Origin of the sequence: Streptosporangium sp. NPDC000563, from assembly GCF_040299985.1 — a bacterium.
Classification (GTDB): Bacteria; Actinomycetota; Actinomycetes; order Streptosporangiales; family Streptosporangiaceae; genus Streptosporangium.
The window spans coordinates 709,064-733,849 of sequence record NZ_JBEPDA010000001.1 but is presented as its reverse complement, the minus strand read 5'-3'; the positions used below and the strand labels follow the sequence as shown (position 1 = coordinate 733,849).

Here is a 24,786-nt window from a genome sequence, read left to right as displayed (position 1 = left end):
GCTGCTCTGAAACTTTTTCATATTCCTGCTGTTCGTTGTAGACGCACAACCGGGTATAGTGCGTAAGTTATGTAGAGGGTGGCGTCTAGACCTCGACGCTCCAGCTGCCGCTGGTCGGGCTGGCTCGCGAGGCTGCATACCGGGACGACGATGGAGCGACAGGGGAACCCCCAGCCTCAACCGGCCTGGTGGAAGGTCAGCTTCGAAGGCATCAGGCAACATGGCGCGGGCGGGTTCAGTGCGAGAAACTTGTCTGCATGGCTCAGCTAACAATGACATCAGCGCGATGGGGTGAACTTACTGCACTCCTGAACGATGAGCAGCGCCTTCAGGCCGAGTACCCCAAGGTGGCCGAGTACTTGGACATGGCAACAGGGCTATCAGGGACCGGTGACGTTGAAGCCGATGGGGCGTTCGACTTACGGTTCGTGCACTACATGACCGGCGGAAGCGCCGTGAGTCCGAACCCTTATTGGGACATCGTTGAGCCGTTCGTGTTCGAACATGAAGGCCGCCGCGTGGTGAACGGTGGCCGAGCGGAAGGAAGCGCGCGACTCGCCTTTGCATAGATGATCCTGCAAGCAACCTACGCCTACGCGGTGCCTTCCCCGCAGACCATCGAATGGATGTCCAGCTTCTGTGCTGATCTCCCAATCGTGGAGCTGGGGGCCGGTCGGGGGTATTGGGCTGCGCAGCTGGCCCGCTCAGGGCTGACTGTTGAGGCGTACGACCTGGAGCCACCCAAGAACGCTTCATTCCTTGGAGTTGCCGGCCAGGCGGACGTGTGGCACCCGGTCGGCGATCTGGGTGAGTTCGAGGCACGTGCCCGGACCGCGGATCATGTGTTGTTCCTCTGCTGGCCGCCCGGTTGGGGGGACACGATGTCGTCCGAAGCGCTGGCCTCGTTCGAGAAAGCAGGGGGCGAACGACTCATCTACATCGGAGAGCCGAAGGGCGGCAAGACCGGTAACGATGCCTTCTTTGATGCCCTCTCGGCCCGCTGGAAGTTGGACTCTGTAGATCCACACTTCGTTTCGTGGTGGACGGAGACGGACACCGCGCAGGGCTGGGTTCGGCGCTGAGAGCGCAGCAAAAAGGGGGTGCCGATCTTCCGGCACCCCCTTTTTGCTGCGCCCTTACTGCTTGAGAGCCATGCGGAACACAAATGCGTCGTAGCGGTCTCGCGGGTACGACACATCGGAAATCATGATGACTCGGTCATTGGCGGACAGGAACTGCTGGTGGATCGTCTTGACGAGATCGCCAGGGGGTGTGCGCAGCCACTCGGCGTGCGGCGCGGTCGGGAGCTGGTCGGAGATGGTCTCTTCCAGGAAGACCGCTCCCGACACACCGGTGATATCCACCGGCTGGTAGGTGTCCGAGATCGAGATTGGCCGCCCGTCCTCGGTGGCCCTGGTGATGACGTAGGTGACCAGCTCGCCTTCTGAGAGCCCGAAAGCCTCCGCGAGTTCGGGGGTAGCCGTCCAAGCCGTCCCAACCTCGTCATTGCAGGTCAGCGCGGGACGCCTTCCATCCATGGGACGGCTAAGCCGTCCCAACGATTCCCACCGTTTTCTGCCTTTGGGACGGCTAAGCCGTCCCACCACAGCGAGCCGTCCCAGCCTGACCAGCACAAACGATGCTGGGACGGCTTGGACGGCTCCCCCTCCCTAACCTGCTGCGGACCTGCCAGGAGACACCCATGCCCAAGGGCGAAAAGCTCACCATCGCCGACATCTGCGAAGACCTCGACATCGACCGATCCACCTTCTACGACTGGCGCCAGAAGGGCCGCGCCCCCAAGTGCATGAAGCTCCCCAACGGCACTCTCCGGGTCCGCCGTGCCGAGTACGACCGCTGGTTGGCCAGTCTGGAGGAAGCTTCCCGATGAACGACACCACGTTCAATGTCCGCATCTACAAGACCGAGAAGCGCAGGAACATCAAGGGTGTGGTCACCTCCTACCGAGTGTTGTGGCAGACCGATGGAAGACCCTGGAAGAAGCCGTTCCAGAAGGACGCGCAAGCGGACGCCTTCCGGAGCGCTCTCGTGACTGCCGCGCGCAGGGGAGAGCCGTTCAGCCTGGTCACTGGCGAACCGGTCTCGTGGGCTCGCACGGACAAGCCTGAAATGAACTGGTACAGCTTCGCCTGCAAGTTCGTGGACATGAAGTGGACTGACGCATCCGCCAAGCACCGTGCGGGCATCGCCTACGTGCTGACGCTGGCCAGCCCTGCCATGTTCGACGGCACGGCATGCCCCTACGACGCCAAGGAAGTCCGGACCGCGCTCCGCCGTTGGGGATTCAACACCAAGGAGCGGAAGCACTGTCCGGAGCGGACTCGTGACATTCTCGCGTGGGTCGAGCGGAACAGCCTTCCCGTATCCGCCCTCACCGTTCCGGCGACCGCGCGGGCACTCTTGAACGCCGCCACATCCCGACTCGACGGAAGGCGAGTAGCGGCAAGCTCAAACCGCCGGCATCGTGTCGTCCTGTCCAACGCCATGGCGTATGGAGTAGAGCTCAAGCTGCTCGACAAGAACCCCCTTACGGACCTGAAGTGGAAGATCTCCAAGACTTCGTTCCAGGTAGACCGCCGTTCCGTCGTCAATCCCGACCAGGCCCGCGCCCTGCTCGACGCCATCGAGAAGCGCAGGCCAAGCGGCCCCCTGCTCATGCCCTTCTTCGCGGCCCTCTACTTCGCGGGTCTGCGCCCGGAGGAAGCCGTCAACCTACGGGAAAAGGACATAACCCTGCCTGATGCTCCGGACACATGGGGCGAGATCTACCTGACAGCCGCTACGCCAGACGCGGGAAAGGAATGGACCGACTCCGGAGAACAGCGTGACGATCGCAGCCTGAAGCACCGCCCCGAGGGCGAGAGCCGTCCCGTTCCCTGTGCGCCAGAGCTGGTGGCCATCCTGCGCGCCCACCTCAAAGAGCACGGCACCGGCCCCGGTGGTCGGGTCTTCACGGCGTGCAGGGGCACGTGCTGGCCACAAGCACCATTCAGCGGGTGTGGGACAGGGCTCGCCGGGACGCGCTGAGCAAGGAGGAGTACGCCTCACCGCTGGCCAAACGGCCCTATGACCTTCGGCACGCCTGCCTGTCCACCTGGCTGAACGCGGGGGTCTCACCGAAGCAGGTGGCCGAGTGGGCAGGCAACAGCGTGGAGGTCCTGCACCGCACCTACGAGAAGTGCCTCGTGGGGCATGACGAGATCGCCATGCGCCGGATCAGTGACGTTCTGCGCCCCGGAGCGCGGGAACCCATTGGGAAGGATCAGCCGGAGACAGCCGACGACAGCCGGACACGACCGGGCACCCGTACCTGATCCAGAACACGAAAAAGCCCAGGTCATCGCGGTGATGACCTGGGCTTTCGCACTGTGCGGCCGGAGGTACTCGAAACCCCAACCTTCTGATCCGTAGTCAGATGCTCTATCCATTGAGCTACGGCCGCTCGCTGCGTAAGCAAGCATAGCGGGTTTTGGGCGATGCCTCGAACCGGTTAAGCGATCAACCTCCGATCCGTCCATCCGCGCCGGATTCCCCGGCGGAGGCGGGGAATCCGGCGAGGATCCGGTGGGATGCCGAAGGGAGCGTGTCGCGATGGGCGAGGTCAGATGGTCTGGAGGATCACGGTGAGGGCGCCGGGGAGGCGGGTCTCCGGCTGAAAGCGCCGGTGACATCGCGGCCCACGTCCGGGTCCGACCGCTGAAAGCGCCGGTGACACCACAGCCGATGTGCCGGGAAACGGCTGGAATCGCCGGTGACGCCGTGATCGGACGTGCCGGGTCAGCTGCCGGGATCACCGGTGACGCCGGCCTTCTTGGGGAAGAGCGTGTAGCTCAGCGGCCAGAGCACGGCGATCAGGGGGATCTTGAGCGCGCCGATCATGAATTCGTTCAGTGCCATGGTCCGTGACGGGTCGCCGACGATGAGGATCAGGCCGAACAGCAGGGCACAGGCGATGCCGTACGCGAGAACGATCCGGAACCAGATGCCCCACTCGTACCGGGCCCTCGCCATGCCACCGGACGGTGGCTGCCATGGTTCGGGGCCGCCGGCGAAGTGGTGGGCGAACTTCGCGTCGGCCCAGGTGATCGTACGGTGGCCGAAAACGATCGAGTAGGCGAGGTAGGCGGCGGCCAGGCCGTGGCGCCAGTCGGCCTGGGCGCCGCCGCGCATGTCGACGACGGAGGCGACGAGCAGGATCACGTCGAGCAGCGGGACCGCCAGCAGCAGCGCGGTGCTGAGCCGGCGCATCCCCCACAGGTAACGTGAGGCGAGTCCCAGGCCCAGCAGGATCCAGAAGCCGATCTCGCAGCCGATGATGATGGCCAGAATCATGAGTCCATGCTCACGGGCCGGTCGGTCTGGGACATCGTCGGCGCTGATGAACCGGCGTACACCCTTATATGTACCGACGATCCTCCCTGCGCCGCTCCTGCGGGCCGTATCGACATGGTGAGATGACAGGCATGAGACGAGACGCGCTGTGGGCGGTGGCGTGTTTCCTCGTCGGCCTGCTGCTGCTCGCCGCGGGTGCCTACCAGCAACGATGGGCCGCCCTTCCGCTGTTCGCCGGGCCGCTGGCGGTCGCGTGCGCGGGGGTCGCGGTACGGCGGAGCAGGCCGCTGCTCGCGCTCGGGCTGGGGGTGGTGGCCCTCCTCGGCGACCTCGCGATGGGTCCTTCGCTGGGCACGGTCCTGATCGTCACGGACAACCTCTACGCGGGGGTGAGGTACGGCCCCCGGGCGCTGGGCCGGTGGATGCTCGGCATCACCTCGGTGATCGCCGTCGCGGCGGGCCTGGTCGCGGGGGTCGTGTTCAGGCACTGGTCGGCCGCCGCCATCGTCTCCGTCCAGGTGGGGCTGGTCGGGGGGACCCCCGTCCTCACCGCCATGTTCATGAGGCAGCTGCAGGACCTGGCGTCCTCCGAGCGCGCGAGGGCCGAGCAGGTGGCGCGGCTCGCGGAGCTGGACCGGGCGGCGGCGGTGCAGGCCGAGCGGGCCAGAATGGCACGGGAGCTGCACGACATGATCGCGAATCACTTCAGCGCGATCGCCATCCAGTCCACCGCCGTCCTCTCCCGCCGGGACCTGGACGCGCGGGTCGTGCGGCAGGTGCTGGAGTCCATCAGGGAGAACAGCGTCGAGGGCATGAACGAGATGCGCGCCATGATCGGGCTGCTCCGGCAGGACGGAGAGGAACCGGAGGCGACCCGGCGCCGGGTGGCCGAGGCCGGAGAACTGGTGGAACGGGCCCGGGAGGCGGGGCTTGACGTGCGGATGCGGGTTGAGGGCGACGCCAGGGAGCTGCCCGCCTCGGTCGATCTGGCCGGTTACCGGATCGTCCAGGAGTCGCTGACCAACGCGCTCAAGCACGGCGGCAGGGCCGCCGACGTGGTGATCGGTTACCTGCCGGGGCTGGTCACGCTCACCGTGGACAACCCGGTGGGCGCGGCGGGGCGGGAGTTGCCCGGCGCGGGGGCGGGGATCATCGGCATGCGGGAGCGTACGAACCTCGTCGGCGGCCTCTTCGAGGCCGGTCCGCACAATGACGGCTGGCGTGTTCGCGCCGAGTTGCCCACCCTGGAGAGCACGTGACCATCCGAGTCCTCGTCGCCGACGACCACGCGGCGGTCCGCGCCGGGATCGTCCTCATCCTCGACGGTCACGACGACATCGAGGTCGTCGGCCAGGCCGCCAACGGTGAGCAGGCCGTCGCGATGGCCTCCGAACTCCGTCCGGACGTGGTGCTGATGGACATCCGGATGCCGAAGCTCGACGGGATCTCCGCGACGCGCGAGCTGAGCGGGATCGCCGACGTGCTGATCCTGACCACCTTCGACATCGACGAGTACGTCTTCGGGGCGCTGCGGGCCGGAGCCGCCGGGTTCCTGTTGAAGAACACCGACGCCGACGCCCTGGTGGACGCGGTGAGGGTGGTGGCGAGGGGCGACGGGCTCATCGCGCCCTCGGTCACCCGGCGGCTGATCTCGGCCTTCGGCGCGTCGGTCCCCGAGCGCAGGTCGTACGAGATCGGTGCTCTCACCCCGCGCGAACGCGAGGTGCTGGCCTGCATCGGCCGGGGCCTGTCGAACACGGAGATCTCCGTGGAGCTGGACATGGCGGAGGCGACGACGAAGACCCACGTCAGCCGGTTGCTGAACAAGCTGGGTCTCCGCAGTCGCGTACAGGCCGCGATCCTGGCTCAGGAGCTCCCGTGACTCAGGAGTCCTTAGCCCGGATGTGAAAGAAGTCCGGCTCAGGAGCCCGCCACCCGGGCGTGAAAAGGAGATCCGCCGAGACGCGAAGGGGACTCAAGGGGTGAAGGGGACTCAGGAGTTCTCCGCGGGGACGTAGAGGGCGAGGGTCTCCGCGACGCAGGCGGGCTTCTTCCCGCCCTCAACCTCAACGGTCATGCGCACGTTCGCCAGATAGCCGGAGGGGGTGCCCTTGAGGTCGACGAGCTCGCCCTCGGCACGGATCCGCGCGCCGACCGGGACCGGCGCGGGGAAGCGGACCTTGTTGAGCCCGTAGTTGATGCCCATCGCCAGGTTGCCCACCTCGAACAGTTCCGACATCAGGGAGGGCAGGAGTGACAGGCTCAGGTATCCGTGGGCGATGGTGGCACCGAACGGCCCCTGCTTGGCCCGCTCCACGTCCACGTGGATCCACTGGTGGTCGCCGGTCGCGTCGGCGAAGAGGTTGACCTGCTCCTGGGTGATCTCGCGCCACTCGGTATGGCCGAGGTGTTCCCCGACGGCGGCCTTGAACTCGATGATGTTCGCGAAAGTCCTCATGCCTGGGACTTTATTTCGCTGAGGGCGCGGCGAGAAGGTTCACCCTCGAATCCCCGTGTCTCCCGGTCCCGGACGAGCGGGAGGTCCGCGGGCATCGGTCGTCCCTGCTCCTCGGTGACGTGGAGAGGGTCCCGTCGAGGAGCGCGAAGGAGAGGCCCGCCCTCTCCGGCGCACCGCTTCACGGCCGGCTTCCGTCACACTCTCCCCCGCCGGTTTCCTTCGTACTGCCCTCCCGCAGGTTTCCGTCAGCCTTTCTTACGGTCGCATCGTGTTTTCGCTGTACGGCCCGCGCCGCAACACCGGCCGTTCACGCCGCTTCCCTAGCGTGCCCGGCATGAGACGACGCATGACGATCGGCATCGGCGCGGCCGTGCTGGCACTCGCGGTGTCCGCACCGGCGATGGCCGACCCCGGCCGGCCCGACCCCGGCCTCCCCTCTACCGACAGCGCGGGGGCACGGGAGGTGGACTCGCGACGGCCGGGACCTGGGCACCCCGCCTCCGATCATCCGGGGGCCGACGGCGCCGGATTCGGACGTGCCACGCTGACCGGGTTCGCATTCCTGCCCGCGCTCACCTTCGTCCCCGGCAGCGAGCCGTCGGGATCCCAGCTCGGTACGGCTCCCGTCAACGGGGTGACCCCGCCGTTCGCCGGGCAGCCGGTGCAGGGCTTCAGCGGCGTCGTGCGACGGCACGACGGCACCTTCGAGGCACTGTCCGACAACGGTTTCGGCTCCCAGGCCAACAGCGCGGACTTCCTGCTGCGGGTGCACCGGGTGAGGCCCGACTTCCGCCGCGAGAAGGTGACGGTGCTGGGCGGATTCGACCTGAGCGACCCCGACAGGCGCGTTACCTGGCCGCTGACCAGGGCGGACCGGAAGCTGACCGGCGCCGACTTCGACGTGGAGTCGATCGTGAGGACCGTCGACGGCACCTACTGGATCGGGGACGAGTTCGGCCCGTTCCTGCTGCACTTCTCCTCCTCGGGCAGGTTGCTCGAGGCTCCGATCCCGCTGCCCGGCGTGAAGGCCCCGGAGAACCCCTCCCTCAACGGCGAGCAGCCGAACCTGGGGCGGAGCAAGGGGTTCGAGGGCATGGCGCGCTCGGTCGACGGCCGTACGCTGTATCCGCTGCTCGAAGGCACCGTGAGCGGCGACGCCGCGGGTACGCTGCGGATGAACGAGTTCGACCTGCGCAAACGGTCCTACACCGGCAAGCGCTGGACCTACCGGCTGGAGAGCCCCGACAACGCGATCGGCGACATGATCGCTGTTGACCGGCACCGGTTCCTCGTCATCGAGCGTGACAACCTCCAGGGGGACGAGGCCAGGACCAAGCGCGTCTATCTGGTGGACACCCGCCACGCGGACCTGCGCAAGACCCTCGTCGCCGACCTGCTCGACCTGGCCAACCCGCGCGGGCTGGGCGGGTTCGGGGAGACCTTCCGCTTCCCGTTCCAGACCATCGAGGACGTCGTGATCCTCGACGACCGGACCCTGGGCGTGCTGAACGACAACAACTTCCCGTTCTCCGCAGGCCGTACGCCGGGCAGGCCCGACGACAACGAGTTCATCACCGTGCGCCTGTCGCGTCCGCTCCAGGCCGACAGCCGCGTCTACCTGTAAGGACCCGCGAGCCCTTCCTCCGCTTCCGGACCTTGCCGGGAGGGGAGGAAGGGCTCTATCTTTCTCCTATTTCCTTTAAACAATCCCGTTTCCCCTACCGCACGAACAACTACGACAAAACACTAAATAACAATAGATAAACTCCCATCAGCATTCACAGTGTCATTTATTTGCTCTGCCTCAACCGTTTCAATACGCTATCTCACGGTCCGAGGGGTATCTCCTAGCTGCTGCCACTTATGGAGCAGTAAGGGATATCAGATGTTTTCGGAACCAGAAACGAGATGGGGAAATATCGTGCTTCCTCGAAAGAGCGGACGGACACCGGGGCCGAACTCCGGCAGGCAGGTGGGCGTTCTCGCCATCGCGGCAGTCGCCGGCATCCTCATGACGTCGAACCAGGTACCGGCCAACGCCACCATCGGGCAGGCCCAGACGCCCGGCTCGATCTCACAGCCGCATCCCGACGGCCACTCCTCCCGACGCCCCGACCCCTCCCGCGACCAGCATCGCGGACGTGAGATGAGGCCCTCCGACAGGTGGCGGGGAAAGCCGCAGCGCTATCAGGACCGGCCCCACGGCCGCGACCGCGATCGTGATCGCTATCGCGGGCGCAGGGGCGAGAACGCGGCGCCGGCGGGACGCGAGCGCCTCTCCCGGGAGGAGCGGATGATGAGGGAGCTCCAGGACGACCCGTCATTCCCAGAGATCATCGTTCGCGAGAAATAAATCCGGCGGGACATTTCCCGTGCCCCGTCGCGACGGAACGCGAAAAGCCGCGCACCACCGCGACGGGGACCGGCCGCCGAAGCCCACCGGGCGACCGGTACGACACGACGAGGAACCGGCCGCGCACCACCGTTCCCGCTTCACTCTCATCGGCATTCCGCGTACCGGAGCGAGCGGGCCACAGCGGTTCCGGGCAAAAGCGAGTCGCCCCGCATGAACCCGGCCATCCCCTCTCCACCGGCCATCCTGAAATCAGCCGTTGAACACTATGAACGAACAATCATTATAAATGTAGCTAAATCGTAGATGAGGTGCAGGTTTTCCTTCACAACACTGTTTATTTGCTCTTCCCGAACTATGGCGGCGCGTTATCCACATAAGCCCCGGGTATCTCCTGTGTGTCATCACTTTCGTGATCACCTGACAGGTCCGAACAATTTCGGAATTAGCAACGACATGGGGAAATAACGTGCTTCCTCGTAATAGCAAATTGGTGCCGGCCCTTTCCGGCAAGCGCGTCGGCGCCCTGGCCGTCGCAGCGATGGCCGGCATCCTCGTGATGTCGTCGAATCAGGCGCCGGCGAACGCCACAGGAGAGACGAATCTTCTCAATTTCGCACCCCACAGCGACAACGGGGACACCGGGGGTTCCGGCGGGAAAGCCCGGCTGCAAAATTCCGTACACCGTGGCGAGAAGTCCATCCTTCGCCCGTGCCGACCCAACAAGGGCGCGCGTAACTGCGACTGCCCATCCGGCGGTCGCGGGCCGGGACCCGGCGGTCGGGGTAAGGGGTGTCGCTGGAACGACGACCGAGATCGGCCGCGACACATGGACGACGACGATGACGACGACGGCAGAGTGATCGTCGTCCCCGTCAGGAGGCCCGCGGCTCCCACCGCGACCGGCTCCACCAATGCCGCCGAATCTGGGCGCCCGAGGCCCCGTGGACTGCCGGGCCCGCCTGGAATTCCCGGTCCCGCGGGACCGCCCGGACCCGCGGGCCCTGCAGGACCACCCGGACCTGCGGGACCGGCAGGACCAGCGGGTCCCGCGGGACCCGCAGGACCGAAAGGACTGGCAGGATCCCCAGGACCCGCAGGACCAGCGGGACCCGCAGGACCGAAAGGACCCGCAGGACCCCCAGGACCCGCAGGAGCGGACGGAGCGGACGGACTTCCGGGAGCGAACGGACCGACAGGCCCCGCAGGGCCAGCGGGACCCGCCGGCCCGACAGGGCCGGCAGGACCGGCGGGCCCAACGGGACCGACAGGCCCGGCGGGCGTGACAACGCTCGCGAAGCCGACCAAGCCCACGGGATGCGTCACGGCCAGTCCCCTGATCGCTCTTACACCGGTGTGCTCCGTCACCGCTCTCAGCGTTCCCGTCATTCCCGTCGCCTCGACCGCATACGCCGGCTCTCTCTGCCTGCCCGGCCAGTACAGCACCGTCAGCGTTCTCAGCACGGCGGAACCCGTCGGATGCTAGGCCGTACCGAAGCGGCGTGCCGCGGTGAGAACCGCGCGGGACAGGGGGCAGGCCGCTTCGGTACGCGAACATGACCTCACGAAATCCGTACGACCCCGGATCGCGCCGTCACAGCACCTGGTGGCGGCGCGGATGAGGCCGACCGGTACGGCCACCGCGTGATCCGTCGGGAATGGGGACCGAGGATCGCGCGGTGGCCGTACCGGCTCGGGGTCTCGACACGGCCCCCACGGCTCGCTCTCCAGCGCGAAACGGTCCCCACAGCTCACTCCCAGCGCGAAACCGCGACACGACCCACCCCCCACGCCCCGACGCGGAGCCGCGACACACCCGCGTCTCACTCTCCAGCGCGACGTCGCGGTGCGACCCACCCCTCGCTCCCCGACATGAAGCCGCGACACGACCCGCGCCTCACTCCCTGGCCCGGGGAAGAACAGCCGTCATGACCAGGCCGCCGCCGCCGCGCGGGCGGGCCGTGACGTCGCCGCCGTGGGCACGGGCCACGGAGCGGACGATGGACAGGCCCAGTCCCGCGCTCTTCGACGTGACCAGGCGGTCGGCCCCCAGGCGGCGGAAGGGTGTGAAGAGTTCCGGGATGTCGTAGGGCGGTACGGCGGGTCCGGTGTTGCTGACCTCCACTTCGACGTGCCCCTCGGACGCGGTACGGCTGACGACCCGCACCCAGCCGGTACCGTCGCCGGTGTTGTGCCGGATCCCGTTCTCGACCAGGTTGTGCACCAGGCGTTCGAGCAGGAGCGCGTCCCCGCTGGTGGGCGCGTGCCCCGCCGACTCGTGGACGGTGACCTTCGCCTGCTCCGCCTGCTGGGCGGTCTGCGCGATCACGTGGGACACCACGTCGGCCATGTCCACCGGCGACCGGTCGGCGATCTCGTGTTCGGCGCGGGCGAGCAGCAGCAGTCCCGAGATGAGCTGCTCGTGCCGGGCGTTGATCTCCAGCAGGCTCTCGCCGAGCTGCTTCACGTCGGACGACGCCGCCCTGCGGTGCATGGCCAGCTCGACCAGCGCCCGGTTGAGCGTCAGCGGGGTGCGGAGTTCGTGCGAGGCGTTGGCGACGAACCTGCGCTGGCCGTCGAAGGAGTGGTCGAGCCGCTCGACCATGGTGTCGAAGGCGTCGGCGAGCTCCTTGACCTCGTCCTCCGGGCCGCGTAGCGCGATCCGCGCGTGCAGGCCGTGGTCGGCGACCGTGGTGACCGCGATCCGCCGCGCTGTGTCGGTCACCCGGCGCAGCGGGGCGAGCACCCGCCCCGCGACCACCCATCCGAGGCCCACGGCGATGGAACCGACCGCGACCAGCGCGACCGCCCCCTGGGTGAGCAGCGAGGTGGTCGCGGCGGCGCGCAGTGCCTCCTCCTGCCGCTGCAGCCACTGGACCGCCTCAGGGCCGGTGAACATGTGCCCTTTCGAGGTGATGAAGACCACCTTCCGCTCGCTCCCGAGCCCTCCGTACCTGTCGGCGAAGGACTGGACCAGCTGCTGGTCGAACAGCAGGTAGGTGACGCCGAGCAGGGTCAGGCCCGCGGCGAGGAACAGGGCGCCGTACACGAGGGTGAGGCGGGTTCTCAGCGTGAGACCGGGCAACCTGTCGATGATCATGCGATCCGGTACCCTTCCCCCGGCATCGTCTCGATGACCGGCGGCTCCCCGAGCTTGCGCCGGAGTTTGAGTATGGTGAGGCGCACCACGCCGGTGAAGGGGTCGGCGTACTCGTCCTACGCCTTCTCCAGCAGCCGTTCGGCGGAGACGAGCGCCCCTTCCGCGCGCAGTTCCTCGCCGAGTCGCTGCTGCTCTCGGCTCTGGATGGGGCGGGCGGCGTCCTCCTCGGCGTGGGCGTCACCGCCGGATACGCGCTCTACCAGGGCTGGCCGCTCGTGCTCCCCGTCTGGGCGACGATCGGCGATCTCGCGACGCCCCTGGTCATCGGCGCCCTCGCCGGTCTCTACCCCGCCGTCCGCGCCTCCCGGCTCTCCCCGACGGAGGCGCTCGCCACACCGTGGAGGCGTTCACCACCTTCGTGGCCGGATCGCCGTCCCCGGGGAGGCTTCGTCTCCCGGGACCGGGCCTGATCAATGGTCATGGACAGGACCGACGCGCGAAAACCAGATGAGAGCGTCGAGACTCGCCAGGTACCGTCACCTCAACGCGCAGGGGCTGAGCACGTGGTGAGCTCACTCGGTTGTAACCCGGACGCTTCGGCTGTGGCGGTTCGACTCCGTCCCCCTGCACCGCTCTCGTTGTCTAGCGGTCGAGGACACACGGTCACTTCGGTGGGCGGCGGGCGCCGGTTCGAATCCGGCCGAGAGCACCGACCGGCGGCCGGGGGCCGCGCCCTCCTTCAGGACGACGCGGGTCCTCGGCCGCTGAAGGTGTCGGACACTCGGCCCGAAAGCCGTGTTTCAGCCGGCAGGAGGAGTAGTTCGCCGCCCTTCCGCGAATGAATCGTGACTATCCGCCCCGAAACAGGGCAGAGGGCGCGCATGGTGAATCCTTTGGACATCGTGCTCGTCTTCCTCATCCTCGCCGCCGCAGGCTTGGTCGTCCGCTACTACGCGCGGCAACACCGCTGAAAGGACCATGGGCGCCGCGCGGCTGAGCGCGTGCCCGCCCTTTCCGAATATCGAAGTTCATCGCGCCCCTTTCACCCAAAGGAAACCTTCAGCGTCATCTGGACGTCTGTTTTACGGTGAGTGATCCTATGATGCGGTCGCCGTACAGAGCGCGGCCGCACGCAGGCGGGCACGAGCCCGGCGAAGGGCTTAGAAAACGGGAGCGCGCGGTGGACATCGAACTGGCGGATGCGGTGGCGGCGGTACGCGATGAGCTGCTGGAGGCCTCGGTGCGCGGCGCCGGTAGTGAGATCGCGTTCGCGGTGGGACCGATCGAGCTGGAGTTCGCCGTGGAGCTGAAGGTCGATGCCAAGGCCAAGACCGGTTTCAAGGCATGGGTGGTCACCGGGGATGTGGAGGCCGGCATCGCGCGAGGCCATACGCACAAGGTGAAGGTCACTCTCTCTCCCAAGCGCCCAGATGGCGCCGACCTTCTGATCACCGGTGCGCGTATCGCTCCCGACTCCGAGGGAGCGGGAACGATCGGTCGCTGATCCGACGCGGATCGCGGACAGTTGATCCCTGACTCTCGCACCGGCGGCGCGGAAGGGAAGGCGCGGGGTGGAAAGCGATCGGGTCATCGCCGTGAGGAGCCGAACCGGAAACGGGTCGGGGTATGTGGTCACCCCACGGCTGGGGCTGACCTCCGCGCATGTGGTCGGCGATGTCGGCACCGGGGCGGAGGTGTTCGGGCTACGCCAGGAACCGGTGCGCGCCGAGGTGGTCTGGCGCGGCACCCCCGGTGGTAGGGATGACGCCGCGCTGATCACGATCGATGATCCACTGTGGCGGGTCCCGGCGGGTCGGCCACTGGTGCAATGGGGACGCACCGTCACCTACCGGCCGGGGATCGGTTGTAAGACCTGGGGCTGGCCGGAGCTCGTTCAGCGCCCCGGCCGCGCGGCCGAGGTCTGGCAGTCGGCGGGAGTGTTGAATCCCGGTGAGCGCTACGTAGGCGATCGTTATGTGATGGCCATCGGCACCCATCCTCCGGATCCGCGGGCGGATGGGGTTTCGCCGTGGGGCGGGCTGTCGGGAGCCGCACTATTCTGCGGGGACCTGCTGGCCGGGGTGATCGCGATCGACCCCGCCGGACGAACACACGCCCATCTGGAGGCGGTCCCGGCCTACGTCCTGCACCATGATCCGGTCTTTCGCGCGGTACTGGCTGAGCACTCCGGGCAGACGGTCGCGGTACTGGAACCGATCGAGTATCAGCATCTGGCCGAATCCGGCGAACCCGCCGTCTCCGCGCTGGGGTCCCCGGCGGGATTACTGCGCGCCCGTCGGCAGGTCGTACCGTTTCGCGGCCGCGAGCGGATTCTGGCCGAGCTACGAGCCTGGGCGGGGTCGCCGGGGTTTGGTGCGCGGCTGATCCATGCCGTCGGTGGCCAGGGCAAGACCCGGCTGGCCCAGCAGTTGGCCGGGCAACTGGCCGCGTCGGGGTGGGCGGTGTTGTGGCTGGATGCCCACGTGCCGGAAGCGGACCTGGCCACGTTCAAAGACGCGGCCGCGCCGTTGCTGATCGTCGTCGATTACGCCGAGTCGCGTACCGGCCAACTCAAGGCTGTGCTGGCAGCCTGTGCCCGCCACAGCGGCGCCGCACCGATCAAAGTGTTACTGCTGGCCCGCACCGCTGGATCCTGGTGGGAGAACGCTCAGGCGATCTCATCGACGGCCGAGGCGCTGCTGGACGGCGCTTTCGTCACAGAATTGCCGCCTTTGGAACCCGATCCCGGCGGTCGCGCGACCGCCTACCGGGGAGCGGTTGACGCCTTCGCCCACGCGCTGGACACCGCCGAGGTCCCCTCAGGGCGATTATGGCGCGATCGGGCCGCGAGGATGCCATCCCCGGTCCTGGAGCGGGCCGGGTTGGACAACGCGTTGACCGTGCACATGAGCGCGTTGGCCGACCTGCTGGACACCGACCACGCCTCGGTCGTCCCCACCGACGCACATGCGACCGCGCCGGAAGTGCGGCGTGAGGCCGTCCAAAGGTTGGAGGATCGACTGCTGCGTCACGAATATCGGTACTGGAGTGCGACTGCGATCAGCCATGGCCTGCACCCGGCTCGTCCTGAGGAGCCGCTGGCCGACGTCTTGCTGGACGCGTTGGCCGCGATGATCGGCATGGGCGCCGCCGACCGTGCCGACGGTGATGTGCTGCTGGCGCGGATTCCCGCGTTGGCCGATCAGCCACGCGAACGCCGCGACCGGATGTGCTCCTGGCTGAGTGATCTCTACCCGCCCGCCGTCGAGGGTGCTCCCTGGGGAACGCTACAGCCCGACCGGCTGGCCGAGCGCTTCCTCGGCCGCCGTCTGCACGCCGCCCCCGGACTGGCCGACCATCTCGTCGAAGGCGCCTCTCCCGGCCAGGCGGCCCGGCTACTGACGATGTACGCACGCGCCGCGGCCCACCCTGTTTTCGATCACCGCCTGGATGCGGCGTTGACGGGGATGTGCGTGCGCCATCCGGAGATCTTGGCCGAACCGGCGATTCAGGTGAGTACCCAGGTCGAAACACCCGGCCCGCTGCTGGCGGCTTTCCAACAGCTGCTCCGTAATCCCGATCTTGACTTCGAGACCTTGAATCGGTGGGCCGACCTGCTCCCGCACGCCAGCTACGCGCTGGCCGAATGGGCCGCTGACCTCTCGGCCCTCCTGGTAGCCCACCATCGTCGGCGCTCCGCCCCTTCCGATCTTGCTACGAGTCTGACCATCCGAGCGATCCGGCTGGGCGATCTCGGACGGCGTGAAGAGGCACTGGAGGCGGTCACCGAAGCCGTCACCATCCGCCGCCGCCTCACAGAAACCCAGCCGGACGTTTTTCTACCCGACCTCGCGATGAGCCTGAACAACCAGGCAGCACAATTGGGCGAGCTCGGACGGCGCGAGGAGGCACTGGAGGCGGTCACCGAAGCCGTCACCATCCGCCGCCGCCTCGCCGAAGGTCGCCCCGAGGCCTTCCTGTCCCACCTCGCGATGAGCCGGAACAACCAGGCGACCCTTCTGGGCGATCTCGGACGACATGAGGAGGCGCTGGAGGCGATCACCGAAGCCGTCACCATCCGCCGCCGCCTCACCCAGACCCAACCGGACGCCGTCCTGCCCCACCTCGCGATGAATCTGAACAACCAGGCGATCCGGCTGGGCGATCTCGGACGGCACGAGGAGGCACTGGAGGCGATCACCGAAGCCGTGGAGATCGACCGCCGCCTCGCCGAAGGTCGCCCTGACGCCTTCCTGCCCAACCTCGCGATGAGCCTGAACAACCAGGCGATCCGGCTGGGCGCGCTTGGACGGCGCGAGGAGGCACTGGAAGCGATCACCGAAGCCGTCACCATCCGCCGCCGCCTCGCCGAAGGTCGCCCCGACGCCTTCCTGCCCAACCTCGCGATGAGCCTGAACAACCAGGCAGCGCGGCTGAGCGCGCTTGGACGGCGCGAGGAGGCACTGGAAGCGATCACCGAAGCCGTCACCATCCGCCGCCGCCTCACAGAAACCCGGCCTGAGGCCTTTCTGCCACATCTCGCGATGAGCCTGAACAACCAAGCGAGCATGCTGGGCGATCTCGGACGACATGAGGAGGCACTGCAAGCGGCGACCGAGGCCGTCACCATCCGCCGCCGCCTCGCCAAAGCCCGTCCCGACGCCTTCCTGTCACACCTTGCCAACAGTCTGTCCAGCCAGGCGATCCAGCTGGGCGATCTCGGACGACACGAGGAGGCATTGGAGGTGGTCACCGAGGCCGTCACCATCCGCCGCCGTCTGGCAGAAACCCGACCCGGGGTCCTCCTGCCAGACCTCGCCGACAGCCTGATCACCCAGGCGATCCAGCTGGGCGATCTCGGACGACGCGAGGAGGCATTGGAGGTGGCGACAGAAGCCGTCACCATCCGCCGCCGCCTCGCCGAGGTACGCCCGGCCATCCATCAGGAGGAGTTGGAGAAGTCCTTGGAGATCATGGAACTGCTTCTCAACAGTGTTGACAGCGAGGAGGAACCGAGCTGACAGGTCCGATCTTATGGACGAGGACGTCTACCGTCCGGTCTGAGGCGCTTCCGGCCTTCCGAGATCGCGGAGACGGCGAAGGCGGTCCTCGGTGTAGGCGACCAGGCGCGCGGCGTCGTCAGGGTCGAGCGTCTTCAGTGACCTGTCGACCGCCTTGCCCCGGTCGATCGCGGAGAGCGGTTCGGTCGGCGGGTTGTCGATCCACTCGACGATCGGCCGGACCGCGTCGGCCACCGGGCGCGCGAAAAAGGTCGCGAGCAGCTTGATCGTCCCGCGGACCAGCGGATTCGGATGGCCGTCGACCCCACTGCGGGTGAAGCCGGGATGATAGAGAACGTAGCGGACTGTGTCCCCGCCGTCCCCGCCGTCCCCGCCGTCCCCGCCGTCCCCGGAGCTCCCGGACTGATTGGCGAAAGCGACACCGAGCAGGTCGTTCGCCCTCCCGGCCTGGAGCTGTGCACGCACCTGGCCGTACCCGCGGGTCAGCTGGGGGTCCTCCCAGAAGATCCGGCCCGCGGTGTTGCCGACCCCGGCGACGTTGACGACGACCGGGGCGGGTGCGGCGTCCAGCAACGGCCGCAGGCGAGAACCGAGCAGATAGCGGCTCAGGTAGTACAGGGCGAACGTGAACTCCAGCCCGTCCACGGTCTCCCTGCGCTTCGGGCTTATCCGGTTGGCGAACAGGGCGAGCGCGTCGACGGCGTCGTGGCGCTCGGCGATGTCGGCGACGACCCGTTCGACCTCGGCGATCGAGGACAGGTCCGCGCGCAGGAACCGCAGGTTCGGATTCGCGGCGTGGTCGAGCAGCGCGCGCCCCTTGGCCTCGCTGCTGCCGATCACGGTGACACGGTCGCCCCTCGCGAGCCGTTCCAGAGCGGTCGCGCGCCCCATGCCATCGGTCCCCCCACTGATGATCACGGTTTTTCCCCGTTGGCCCGGCATCGTGTCCTCCATAGGCTGGTGATCGGCCGGTCCAATCGTCGGGCTGCCACGTCGGAGACGGAAGAAGGCAGTTTCATGTCCGGTACGCACACGGGTGTTCCCTCGGTGCTGGCTCACACGTTGCCTCGTCCGGTGCCGATCGACGAGCTCGAAGCATGCCCGGTCGGGGACGTGTTCCGACGCCTGGGCGATAGGTGGAGCATGCTGCTGCTGGTCCTGCTCGGCGGTCACCCTCACCGGTACAACGAGCTGCACCGCGCGATCGAAGGCATCAGCCAGCGCATGCTGACCCGCACGCTGCGCACCCTGGAAACCGATGGTCTGGTACGGCGCGAGGTGTATCCCACCGTTCCTCCCAGCGTCGAGTACAGCCTCACCCCGCTCGGCCGGACCCTGCTGGAGCCCCTCTCGGCCCTCGCCGACTGGGCGGTGCGCCACGAGGCCGACATCAACGAGGCCCGCTCCCATCACACCGACGCCGGGTAAGGGCCTCATCGACCCCATGTCGGCCATGGTGCGGGCGCGGACCTTCCCTTCCGGCCGGCACGCGATCGCCCCAGGTGAGGTATCCCGTCCCGGGAAAGCTCAACACCGGTCGCGGCGCGTCAGGGCAGGGCCGGAACGGCAGGGGGGGAGTCGGTCCAGCCGACCTCGATCATCGTCTTCCTGTAGGAGAGCCCCGCGTCCACATTGCCGTCGCCCGTTCCTGTCCGGTCCTGTGACAGCAACACCATCCTGCCGGTGTCGACGATCAACCTCTCCGTGTACGAGTACGCCTTCTTCCCCGTTCCGTACGAACCGACGATCACAACGGCGGCGCCGGGTCTGCCCAGATCGTCCTTCGCGTTGCCGTCGGCGCGCATGCCTGGCAGCGTCAGCAGGGCCTGGTAGGCCGCCGCGCGGACCTCCTTCGGAGCGGGAAGAGCATGCAGGAGCTCGACCAGGGTTACCCTGAGCCAGCCGACCGTGTCGGTCTCCCTGCCGACCACGCCCGCCCTCGTGATCCAGTCCTTCAGACGGTTCACGTCGGCGGGCAGCCGCTGAACCTCGTCGTACGTCAGCCACTGCCCCGCGAATGAGAACTGGTTCCGTTCCTTCCTCACCGGGAACATGCTGCCTTTGGCGGGCTCGGCGGACAGCTTCACCGTCTTGCCGTCGATCGATTCGCTCCACCTGGAAGGGGAGCCGTCGCGCTGCCACGCCTTCTTGTCCGCCGTGCTCTTCGGCAGTGTCCCCAGCTCCCGATATCCGAACCACTCCCTGCCGTCGGGGGCGCCCCACGATTCCGAGATCTCCCCTTGGGCCAGCGAGTACGGGTCCGCCTTGGTGCCGAACCGCCAGGGGTGGGTGGACGTCGACAGTCCCCTGGTGTGCCAGTAGGCCCCCTCCGGTGGAGCGGCCGCGACGGCCGACGGCGCTCCCAGGACGGTGGCCCCCATGGTGAGGGCGACACCGAGGTTGATCAGCCGCCGGCCCCGCGCGGTCGCGAACGTCATCAGGTTGCTCCATGGATTCGAGGTCACGCCCATTCATACGCCTGGCCCGCTCGAAGGGTTGCCCGCGAAACGTCTTTCGCGGGCGGGCAACGGTCGCGAGGGGCGAGGCGTATTAGGAGGTGTGAAATCGGACGGACAGCCGGAGAGCGGCGTGGAACATGACTTCGGCGCTTTCGTGGCCACACGTGCCACGAGCCTGCTGCGGGTCGCCTATCTCGCCTGTGGCGACCAGACGGAGGCCGAGGACCTGTTGCAGACGGCGCTCGAACGCACCTACAGAAACTGGAACCGGGTGGTCCGCCACGACAACCCCGAACCCTACGTACGGCGCGTCATCGTCAACGCCGCCATCAGCCGCGCCCGCCGCCGGGCGATCCTCAGCATCGTCCCCATGCACAGCCCGCCGGAGACGTCGGCCCCTACGGGCGACCCCGACCTGCGCCATGTGCTCATGGACGCGCTGCGCGCCCTGCCACCCCGGCAGCGGGCGGTGGTCGTCCTGCGGTACTGGGAGGACCTCAGCGAGACGCAGACCGCCGAGGTGCTCGGATGCTCGGTCGGCACGGTCAAGAGCCAGGCGTCGAAGGCGATGGCCAAGCTCCGTTCGGCGCTCGGCTGGGAAACACTGGAAGGAGCGATCAAGGATGCCCATGCTTGAGGACGAGATCCGCAGACTCATGGCGGACGAGACGGCGAGGCTGCACGCCGCCCCCGACCTGCTGGCGCGGGTGATGCGCTCCCACCGGGACAGGAGGAGGAAGGCGAGGACCGCGGCGGTCGTCGCGTCCGTGGCCGCGTCCATGGCCGTCGTCGTCCCGTCCTTCACCTACCTGACCGCCGCCCAAGGGCCCATGATCGATGATCGGAGCACGTTCTCCGCGGTACCGGAACCACCCCCCATCGACGACACCCCGCCCGTGCCGACCACCCCGCCGGACCTCGGGGATCTGGGCGACGGGAAGGAGTTCGGGCACGTCAAGGTGGGATACCTGCCGAAGGGACTGCGATGGTCCCGGTGGTCGGTGGACCTCGGCGACAGTTACTCGACCTCGTACAACTCCACGGGCGACCCCGAGGGCTTCTATCAGGTCCAGATCTTCGTGTACGAGGAGGAGGCCGTCCAGGAGCTCGACGACCGGATCCAGGCGTATCGCGCCGAGGAGGACGGTGAGGAGGTGATCGTCGGCGGCCGGAGCGGCTACCTGGTCGTGCAGCACGTCGGCGAGGACGGCATGAAGGGCACCCCGACCCTCTTCCTCGGAACGGGCGACAGGCAGAGGGCCGAGATCATGTTCAGCCCGGGGTACGCCAAGGAGTTCTCCGACGCCGAGGCCGTCGACGCCGAGCTGAAGAAGATCGGGGAAGGGCTCACCTCCACCATGTGATCCGGTGGCGGACCATGAACGGGTCAGCCTCCCCTGGTCCGGGGATCACCCCGGACCAGGGGAGGTTCGTCCTTCTTCCTTCAGCCGGCTTCCTGCGGATATGCCGTGCCGAGGAGAGGCCGCCGGCCGCCGTTCTCAGGCGTTGCCGCCCCGGCTCCGATCGGCACCGGCAGGTGCCGTCTTACGACCCGCTTCGGGTCCACTTCTGGTTGTTGCCGCCCCAGCAGGAGTAGGTCTGAATCAGGGTCCCGTTGCCGGTGCCGGCGTTGGCGGCGTCGAGGCACTGACCCGACTGGACGTTCACGATGGTGTTGTCCGAGTTGATGCGCCACTTCTGGTTGCTGCCGCCCCAGCAGGAGTAGATCTGCACCTTGGATCCGTTACCGGTGCCCGCGGCGTCCAGGCACTTGTTGCCGTAAACGCGGAGCTCCTGGTCGGAGGTGTAGGTCCATTGCTGGTTGGAGTTGGTGTGGCAGTCCCACAACTGGACCTGGGTACCGTCGGTGGTCGAGGCGTTCGGTACGTCCACACATCGGCCGGCGGCCACGCTCCGGATCTGTCCCCCGCTACCCGAGGGCGGCGGGGTCGTGGTCGGGGTCACCGTCGGGGTGGGGTTCGGGTTGGGGCTGGCGGCGTTGAGCGCGTTCAGCACCGAGGTGTAGGCGGCCTTCTTGTTGCCGTTGCCGTCGAAGAGCAGCGGGCTGGTGTTGGCGCCCAGCCAGGAGTCGCTGTCGCGCACCCCCCACACGGTGATGCCGGTGCAGCGCGCCACCGCCAGGCAGTCGTTGACCACCGCGGCGTAGGTCTGGGCAGAGCCGCCCTGGATGTCCAGCTCGGTGATCTGCACGTCCACACCCAGCGCCGCGAAGCTGGAGATGGTGGTGCGGTAGTTGCTGTTGTAGGCGCTTTGGCTGTTGAAGTGCGACTGCAGGCCCACACAGTCGATCGGCACCCCGCGCGCCTTGAAGTCACGGACCATGTTGTAGACGGCCTGGGTCTTGGCCCAGCTCCAGTTGTCGATGTTGTAGTCGTTGTAGCAGAGCTTGGCGGCCGGGTCGGCGGCCCGCGCGGTGCGGAAGGCGACCTCGATCCAGTCGTTGCCGGTGCGCTGCAGGTTGGAATCCCGCCGTCCGCCGGAGTTGCCGTCGGCGAAGGCCTCGTTCACCACGTCCCAGGCGTAGATCTTGCCCTTGTAGTGGTTCATCACACCGTTGATGTGATTGATCATCGCCTGACGAAGGTTGTTGCCCGACATGGCCTCCATCCAGCCCGGCTGCTGGGAGTGCCAGGCCAGCGTGTGCCCGCGTACCCGCTTGCCGTTCTGCACGGCCCAGTTGTAGATGCGGTCGCCGTTGGTGAAGTTGAACTGGTTCTGGTTCGGCTCCGTGGCGTTGATCTTCATCTCGTTCTCGGCCGTGATCATGTCGAACTCACGGTTCGCGATCGTGGTGTACTGCGAATCACCGAGCTTGCCCGCGGCGATCGCGGTGCCGAAGTATCGCCCGCTCTGCTTGGCGGCGGCGGCCAGCGTGCTCTCCGCCGCCTCCGCGGGAGCCGACACCATCAGCGCCGCACCGACGACACCCACGACGCCGGCACTGATGATCTTGGTGAGGGCACCGAAACTTCGGCGCGCGGATGGGGGTGAAACCTTCATGCCCATGCCTGACTCCATACTGAAATCACGGAAAGAGGGATACGCGGGAACCCCCGCGAACGACGCCGCACCCCGGACGGGGACGCACACCACGATGGCGTCATGGCCGACGACCCTTACTCGATCACCACATCAGGCAGGGCCGGCCGCTTGGAGACTCAGTTTGGAAATCTATCCGAAACATGTCAATACTTGAGCGAAATTTTCGGTCACGCTCTTCCAGCACCGATGCCCCTCACCACGGGTCCGATACAGCCAGGGCACGGCATCTCTTCAGGGCATATAGGAGAAATCTATCGGCAGTCTCGTCCTGAAATTTTCACATCAGGACCGCAACTTCCGGAATCGAGGACCGAGCTCCGCAGGCAGCGACGCCCTTCTCGGCGATGCCTGGCGCAGACGCCCCCCGAGAACCCCCGTCCCTTGACAACATCCGGGCCCGCTGTATTGACTCTCCGTCATCACCACCCGCGACGCCGGGTTGCCGAAGGGAGGTCACACCGCGATTTGGTAGCGCCAACACGGCGCACCTCCCCCACGATGCGCGATGTGGTCGGACCTGGGTGACACCACACTCCCAGGTCACTCCGCGTCCGCCGCTCCGCCGTCGTATGAGGCGGGGTTACCGACCAATCCCGTCATCGAGACGGGCTTCCCCACAGGACGAACACCGACGTCAAGCCAGCTCTGGAAATGAGCCTTCAGGACTTTCGTAGTAGCGGGCGATGGAGGCTCGGTGAGACAAGGCGCCGGGCTGGAGGTGGCGAGGTTCCAGTCGGACGCCGGTACGTCGTTCAGCGAGCGCCAAAGCACCCTCGATGTAAGGCGGGAAGACTTCGGGGTCCGGGTCGAAATCCCAGAGCATGCCCAGTTCTTCGAGGTCCTGCTTCAGTCGTTCAGGGTCGGTACTGTCACCCCAGTGGGCGAACATCGGAACCAGGCGCTCGACGATGTGACCGTCCACGGCATGGACGAAGTGGGAGTGGTGGTTGACATTGCACTCCACGCTGACGATCGACGTACCTTGTGAGAGGGCGCGCACCACGTCGCGCAAGATCCCGGCATTGCCGTCCTCCACCATGATTGATCCACCGACCGCACGGCCGACTTCGATGGTGGCGAAACCTTCCTGTTCGGGGTCCTCGGTGAGTCCCAGTCGGCTTAGCACCTCTTCAGGCGCGAGGTCGGCGATGAAGGTGAAACAGAACGCTGCTCGTTCCCATCCTGACTGGCTCCACCACGCGTAAACATCCGTGGTTGCTCTGCGGTCGCCGACGACGATCGACAGCTCGGAATGATGGCTTGTCCCATCTGTGACCGGATCGACGGGAATTCGGTGACCACAGCCTTCTTCCGTCTCGTCGTACAAGGCCAAGTGCGTGGGGCACGGCCATATACGACAAGTGGGACACGTCTTCACCTCATCGAATATGCAGTCATCGCAGCCGCGAGGCATTCGCCTGTGCGCGACATGGCGAGAGCAAGGACGCCACTGGGCGATGGTGCCCAACTGGTGGAGGGCATCTGCCCGAGCGACCGCTTGCACGGACTTCTCTGAGAATTCCGGCACAGGTTCCTTTCGATGGTTCCGAAGGGCGGTTTCAAGATGGCTTCTCGAAATGCGATCGTCACACTCCTCGAACTCCCACTCTCCGATCCGGCCGACCTTCTCCGCGAGGTCGCTCCACGTCGGAGCCTCCAGCACCGCTATCCGATCGCTCAGCCACTTGGTCACCTCGGCGGGATGCAACTCGGGCACGAAGAGCCAGTGGCGGCCGATGAGAAAAGGATGACGTTGCAGCTGATCGGCGAGGGCCGATGGGGTGCAGACGGTGAGCTGGAACCGTTCCTCGCCCGGCTCTCCCCACGGGCCGACGTACATCTCCAGCAGCTCGCAGGCATGGGCAGGGTCATCGATGCTCCGCCCGAGTTCGAGGTCCGGCCATCGGAAGGCGCCCACTTGTGCTCTCATCACCCAATAGTCGCGCAACAGGGTGAAGCCGTGAGCATGCTGTCAGCTT

At 67.1% G+C, this 24,786-nt stretch carries 23 protein-coding genes, 3 tRNA genes and 1 pseudogene; 17 read left to right on the top strand and 10 right to left on the bottom strand.

The window, feature by feature from the left end:
* Positions 1 to 257: 257 nt before the first annotated feature.
* Both ABT352_RS03440 and ABT352_RS03435 read left to right on the top strand, forming a co-directional pair.
* Entirely contained in the window at positions 258 to 569 is a 312-nt protein-coding gene (locus tag ABT352_RS03440) for a hypothetical protein (protein ID WP_350942158.1), read from the top strand.
* Positions 570 to 1,082 (top strand): class I SAM-dependent methyltransferase, encoded by a 513-nt coding sequence (locus ABT352_RS03435; protein ID WP_350942156.1) that lies wholly within the window; start codon positions 570 to 572, stop codon positions 1,080 to 1,082. It abuts the gene before it with no gap.
* Positions 1,083 to 1,136: 54 nt separating this feature from the next.
* Here ABT352_RS03435 and ABT352_RS03430 read toward each other — a convergent pair whose 3' ends face one another.
* Positions 1,137 to 1,538, bottom strand: a complete 402-nt coding sequence (locus tag ABT352_RS03430; protein WP_350942154.1) for a UTRA domain-containing protein — start codon at positions 1,536 to 1,538, stop codon at positions 1,137 to 1,139.
* Between the two features lie 164 nt (positions 1,539 to 1,702).
* Here ABT352_RS03430 and ABT352_RS03425 point away from each other — a divergent pair, with 164 nt between their 5' ends.
* From ABT352_RS03425 to ABT352_RS03415, 3 genes are read left to right on the top strand one after another with little or no spacing between them, the layout of a single operon-like run.
* A complete protein-coding gene (locus ABT352_RS03425; RefSeq protein ID WP_350942153.1) occupies positions 1,703 to 1,891 on the top strand; it encodes a helix-turn-helix transcriptional regulator in 189 nt (62 codons plus the stop codon).
* A complete protein-coding gene (locus ABT352_RS03420; RefSeq protein WP_350942151.1) occupies positions 1,888 to 3,048 on the top strand; it encodes a tyrosine-type recombinase/integrase in 1,161 nt (386 codons plus the stop codon). The genes ABT352_RS03425 and ABT352_RS03420 overlap by 4 nt, the downstream gene beginning before the upstream one ends.
* A complete protein-coding gene (locus ABT352_RS03415; protein WP_350942149.1) occupies positions 3,018 to 3,335 on the top strand; it encodes a site-specific integrase in 318 nt (105 codons plus the stop codon). The genes ABT352_RS03420 and ABT352_RS03415 overlap by 31 nt, the downstream gene beginning before the upstream one ends.
* A 55-nt stretch (positions 3,336 to 3,390) precedes the next feature.
* Here ABT352_RS03415 and ABT352_RS03410 read toward each other — a convergent pair.
* Together ABT352_RS03410 and ABT352_RS03405 are read right to left on the bottom strand one after the other, a co-directional pair.
* Positions 3,391 to 3,463, bottom strand: a tRNA-Arg gene (locus ABT352_RS03410).
* A 335-nt stretch (positions 3,464 to 3,798) separates the two neighbouring features.
* A complete protein-coding gene (locus ABT352_RS03405; RefSeq protein ID WP_350942147.1) occupies positions 3,799 to 4,353 on the bottom strand; it encodes a hypothetical protein in 555 nt (184 codons plus the stop codon).
* A gap of 131 nt (positions 4,354 to 4,484) precedes the next feature.
* On the opposite strand from ABT352_RS03405, the gene ABT352_RS03400 reads away from it, so the two are divergent.
* Together ABT352_RS03400 and ABT352_RS03395 are read left to right on the top strand one after the other, a co-directional pair.
* Positions 4,485 to 5,612: a sensor histidine kinase gene (locus ABT352_RS03400; RefSeq protein ID WP_350942145.1), complete on the top strand. Its 1,128-nt coding sequence runs from the start codon at positions 4,485 to 4,487 to the stop codon at positions 5,610 to 5,612.
* Entirely contained in the window at positions 5,609 to 6,235 is a 627-nt protein-coding gene (locus tag ABT352_RS03395; RefSeq protein WP_350942143.1) for a response regulator, read from the top strand. The genes ABT352_RS03400 and ABT352_RS03395 overlap by 4 nt, the downstream gene beginning before the upstream one ends.
* Before the next feature lie 111 nt (positions 6,236 to 6,346).
* On the opposite strand, the gene ABT352_RS03390 is transcribed toward ABT352_RS03395, so the two are convergent.
* Positions 6,347 to 6,811: a MaoC family dehydratase gene (locus ABT352_RS03390; protein ID WP_350942141.1), complete on the bottom strand. Its 465-nt coding sequence runs from the start codon at positions 6,809 to 6,811 to the stop codon at positions 6,347 to 6,349.
* Positions 6,812 to 7,145: 334 nt separating this feature from the next.
* Between ABT352_RS03390 and ABT352_RS03385 the strand changes: the two genes are divergently transcribed.
* Both ABT352_RS03385 and ABT352_RS03380 read left to right on the top strand, forming a co-directional pair.
* Entirely contained in the window at positions 7,146 to 8,435 is a 1,290-nt protein-coding gene (locus ABT352_RS03385) for an esterase-like activity of phytase family protein (RefSeq protein WP_350942139.1), read from the top strand.
* A 297-nt stretch (positions 8,436 to 8,732) separates the two neighbouring features.
* A complete protein-coding gene (locus ABT352_RS03380; protein ID WP_350942138.1) occupies positions 8,733 to 9,164 on the top strand; it encodes a hypothetical protein in 432 nt (143 codons plus the stop codon).
* Between the two features lie 1,897 nt (positions 9,165 to 11,061).
* Here the strand turns inward: ABT352_RS03380 and ABT352_RS03375 are convergent.
* Positions 11,062 to 12,264, bottom strand: coding sequence for a sensor histidine kinase (locus tag ABT352_RS03375; protein WP_350942136.1), 1,203 nt, complete (start codon positions 12,262 to 12,264; stop codon positions 11,062 to 11,064).
* A pseudogene (locus tag ABT352_RS03370) lies at positions 12,261 to 12,437 on the bottom strand (winged helix-turn-helix domain-containing protein); the annotation flags it as partial. The gene ABT352_RS03375 and the pseudogene ABT352_RS03370, both read right to left, overlap by 4 nt.
* Positions 12,438 to 12,494: 57 nt before the next feature.
* On the opposite strand from ABT352_RS03370, the gene ABT352_RS03365 reads away from it, so the two are divergent.
* The 5 genes from ABT352_RS03365 (at position 12,495) to ABT352_RS03345 (ending at position 17,285) form a co-directional block, all read left to right on the top strand.
* Complete coding sequence (locus tag ABT352_RS03365) at positions 12,495 to 12,734, top strand: ABC transporter permease (protein WP_350942134.1); 240 nt, start codon at positions 12,495 to 12,497, stop codon at positions 12,732 to 12,734.
* A 78-nt stretch (positions 12,735 to 12,812) separates the two neighbouring features.
* Positions 12,813 to 12,893 (top strand) — tRNA-Tyr (locus tag ABT352_RS03360).
* 2 nt (positions 12,894 to 12,895) lie between these two features.
* A tRNA-Asp gene (locus ABT352_RS03355) sits at positions 12,896 to 12,973 on the top strand.
* A gap of 471 nt (positions 12,974 to 13,444) precedes the next feature.
* Positions 13,445 to 13,768: a trypco2 family protein gene (locus ABT352_RS03350; protein WP_350942132.1), complete on the top strand. Its 324-nt coding sequence runs from the start codon at positions 13,445 to 13,447 to the stop codon at positions 13,766 to 13,768.
* A 67-nt stretch (positions 13,769 to 13,835) separates the two neighbouring features.
* Positions 13,836 to 17,285, top strand: a complete 3,450-nt coding sequence (locus ABT352_RS03345; protein ID WP_350942130.1) for a tetratricopeptide repeat protein — start codon at positions 13,836 to 13,838, stop codon at positions 17,283 to 17,285.
* A gap of 27 nt (positions 17,286 to 17,312) precedes the next feature.
* Here the strand turns inward: ABT352_RS03345 and ABT352_RS03340 are convergent, their stop codons facing one another.
* Positions 17,313 to 18,227 (bottom strand): SDR family NAD(P)-dependent oxidoreductase, encoded by a 915-nt coding sequence (locus ABT352_RS03340; RefSeq protein ID WP_350942128.1) that lies wholly within the window; start codon positions 18,225 to 18,227, stop codon positions 17,313 to 17,315.
* Positions 18,228 to 18,302: 75 nt separating this feature from the next.
* On the opposite strand from ABT352_RS03340, the gene ABT352_RS03335 reads away from it, so the two are divergent.
* The gene (locus ABT352_RS03335) at positions 18,303 to 18,713 is read left to right on the top strand and encodes a winged helix-turn-helix transcriptional regulator (RefSeq protein ID WP_350942126.1); all 411 of its coding nucleotides are present in this window, start codon (positions 18,303 to 18,305) and stop codon (positions 18,711 to 18,713) included.
* Between the two features lie 119 nt (positions 18,714 to 18,832).
* Here ABT352_RS03335 and ABT352_RS03330 read toward each other — a convergent pair whose 3' ends face one another.
* On the bottom strand, positions 18,833 to 19,723 hold the full coding sequence (locus tag ABT352_RS03330) for a hypothetical protein (RefSeq protein ID WP_350942124.1): 891 nt from the start codon (positions 19,721 to 19,723) through the stop codon (positions 18,833 to 18,835).
* 121 nt (positions 19,724 to 19,844) lie between these two features.
* Here ABT352_RS03330 and ABT352_RS03325 point away from each other — a divergent pair, with 121 nt between their 5' ends.
* Both ABT352_RS03325 and ABT352_RS03320 read left to right on the top strand, forming a co-directional pair.
* Positions 19,845 to 20,381: a SigE family RNA polymerase sigma factor gene (locus tag ABT352_RS03325; RefSeq protein WP_350942122.1), complete on the top strand. Its 537-nt coding sequence runs from the start codon at positions 19,845 to 19,847 to the stop codon at positions 20,379 to 20,381.
* Complete coding sequence (locus ABT352_RS03320) at positions 20,368 to 21,108, top strand: hypothetical protein (protein ID WP_350942120.1); 741 nt, start codon at positions 20,368 to 20,370, stop codon at positions 21,106 to 21,108. Before ABT352_RS03325 ends, ABT352_RS03320 begins: the two co-directional genes overlap by 14 nt.
* 181 nt (positions 21,109 to 21,289) lie before the next feature.
* On the opposite strand, the gene ABT352_RS03315 is transcribed toward ABT352_RS03320, so the two are convergent.
* Entirely contained in the window at positions 21,290 to 22,771 is a 1,482-nt protein-coding gene (locus ABT352_RS03315) for an endo-1,4-beta-xylanase (protein ID WP_350942119.1), read from the bottom strand.
* A 670-nt stretch (positions 22,772 to 23,441) separates the two neighbouring features.
* A complete protein-coding gene (locus ABT352_RS03310; protein ID WP_350942117.1) occupies positions 23,442 to 24,737 on the bottom strand; it encodes an Imm8 family immunity protein in 1,296 nt (431 codons plus the stop codon).
* Positions 24,738 to 24,786: the final 49 nt, after the last annotated feature.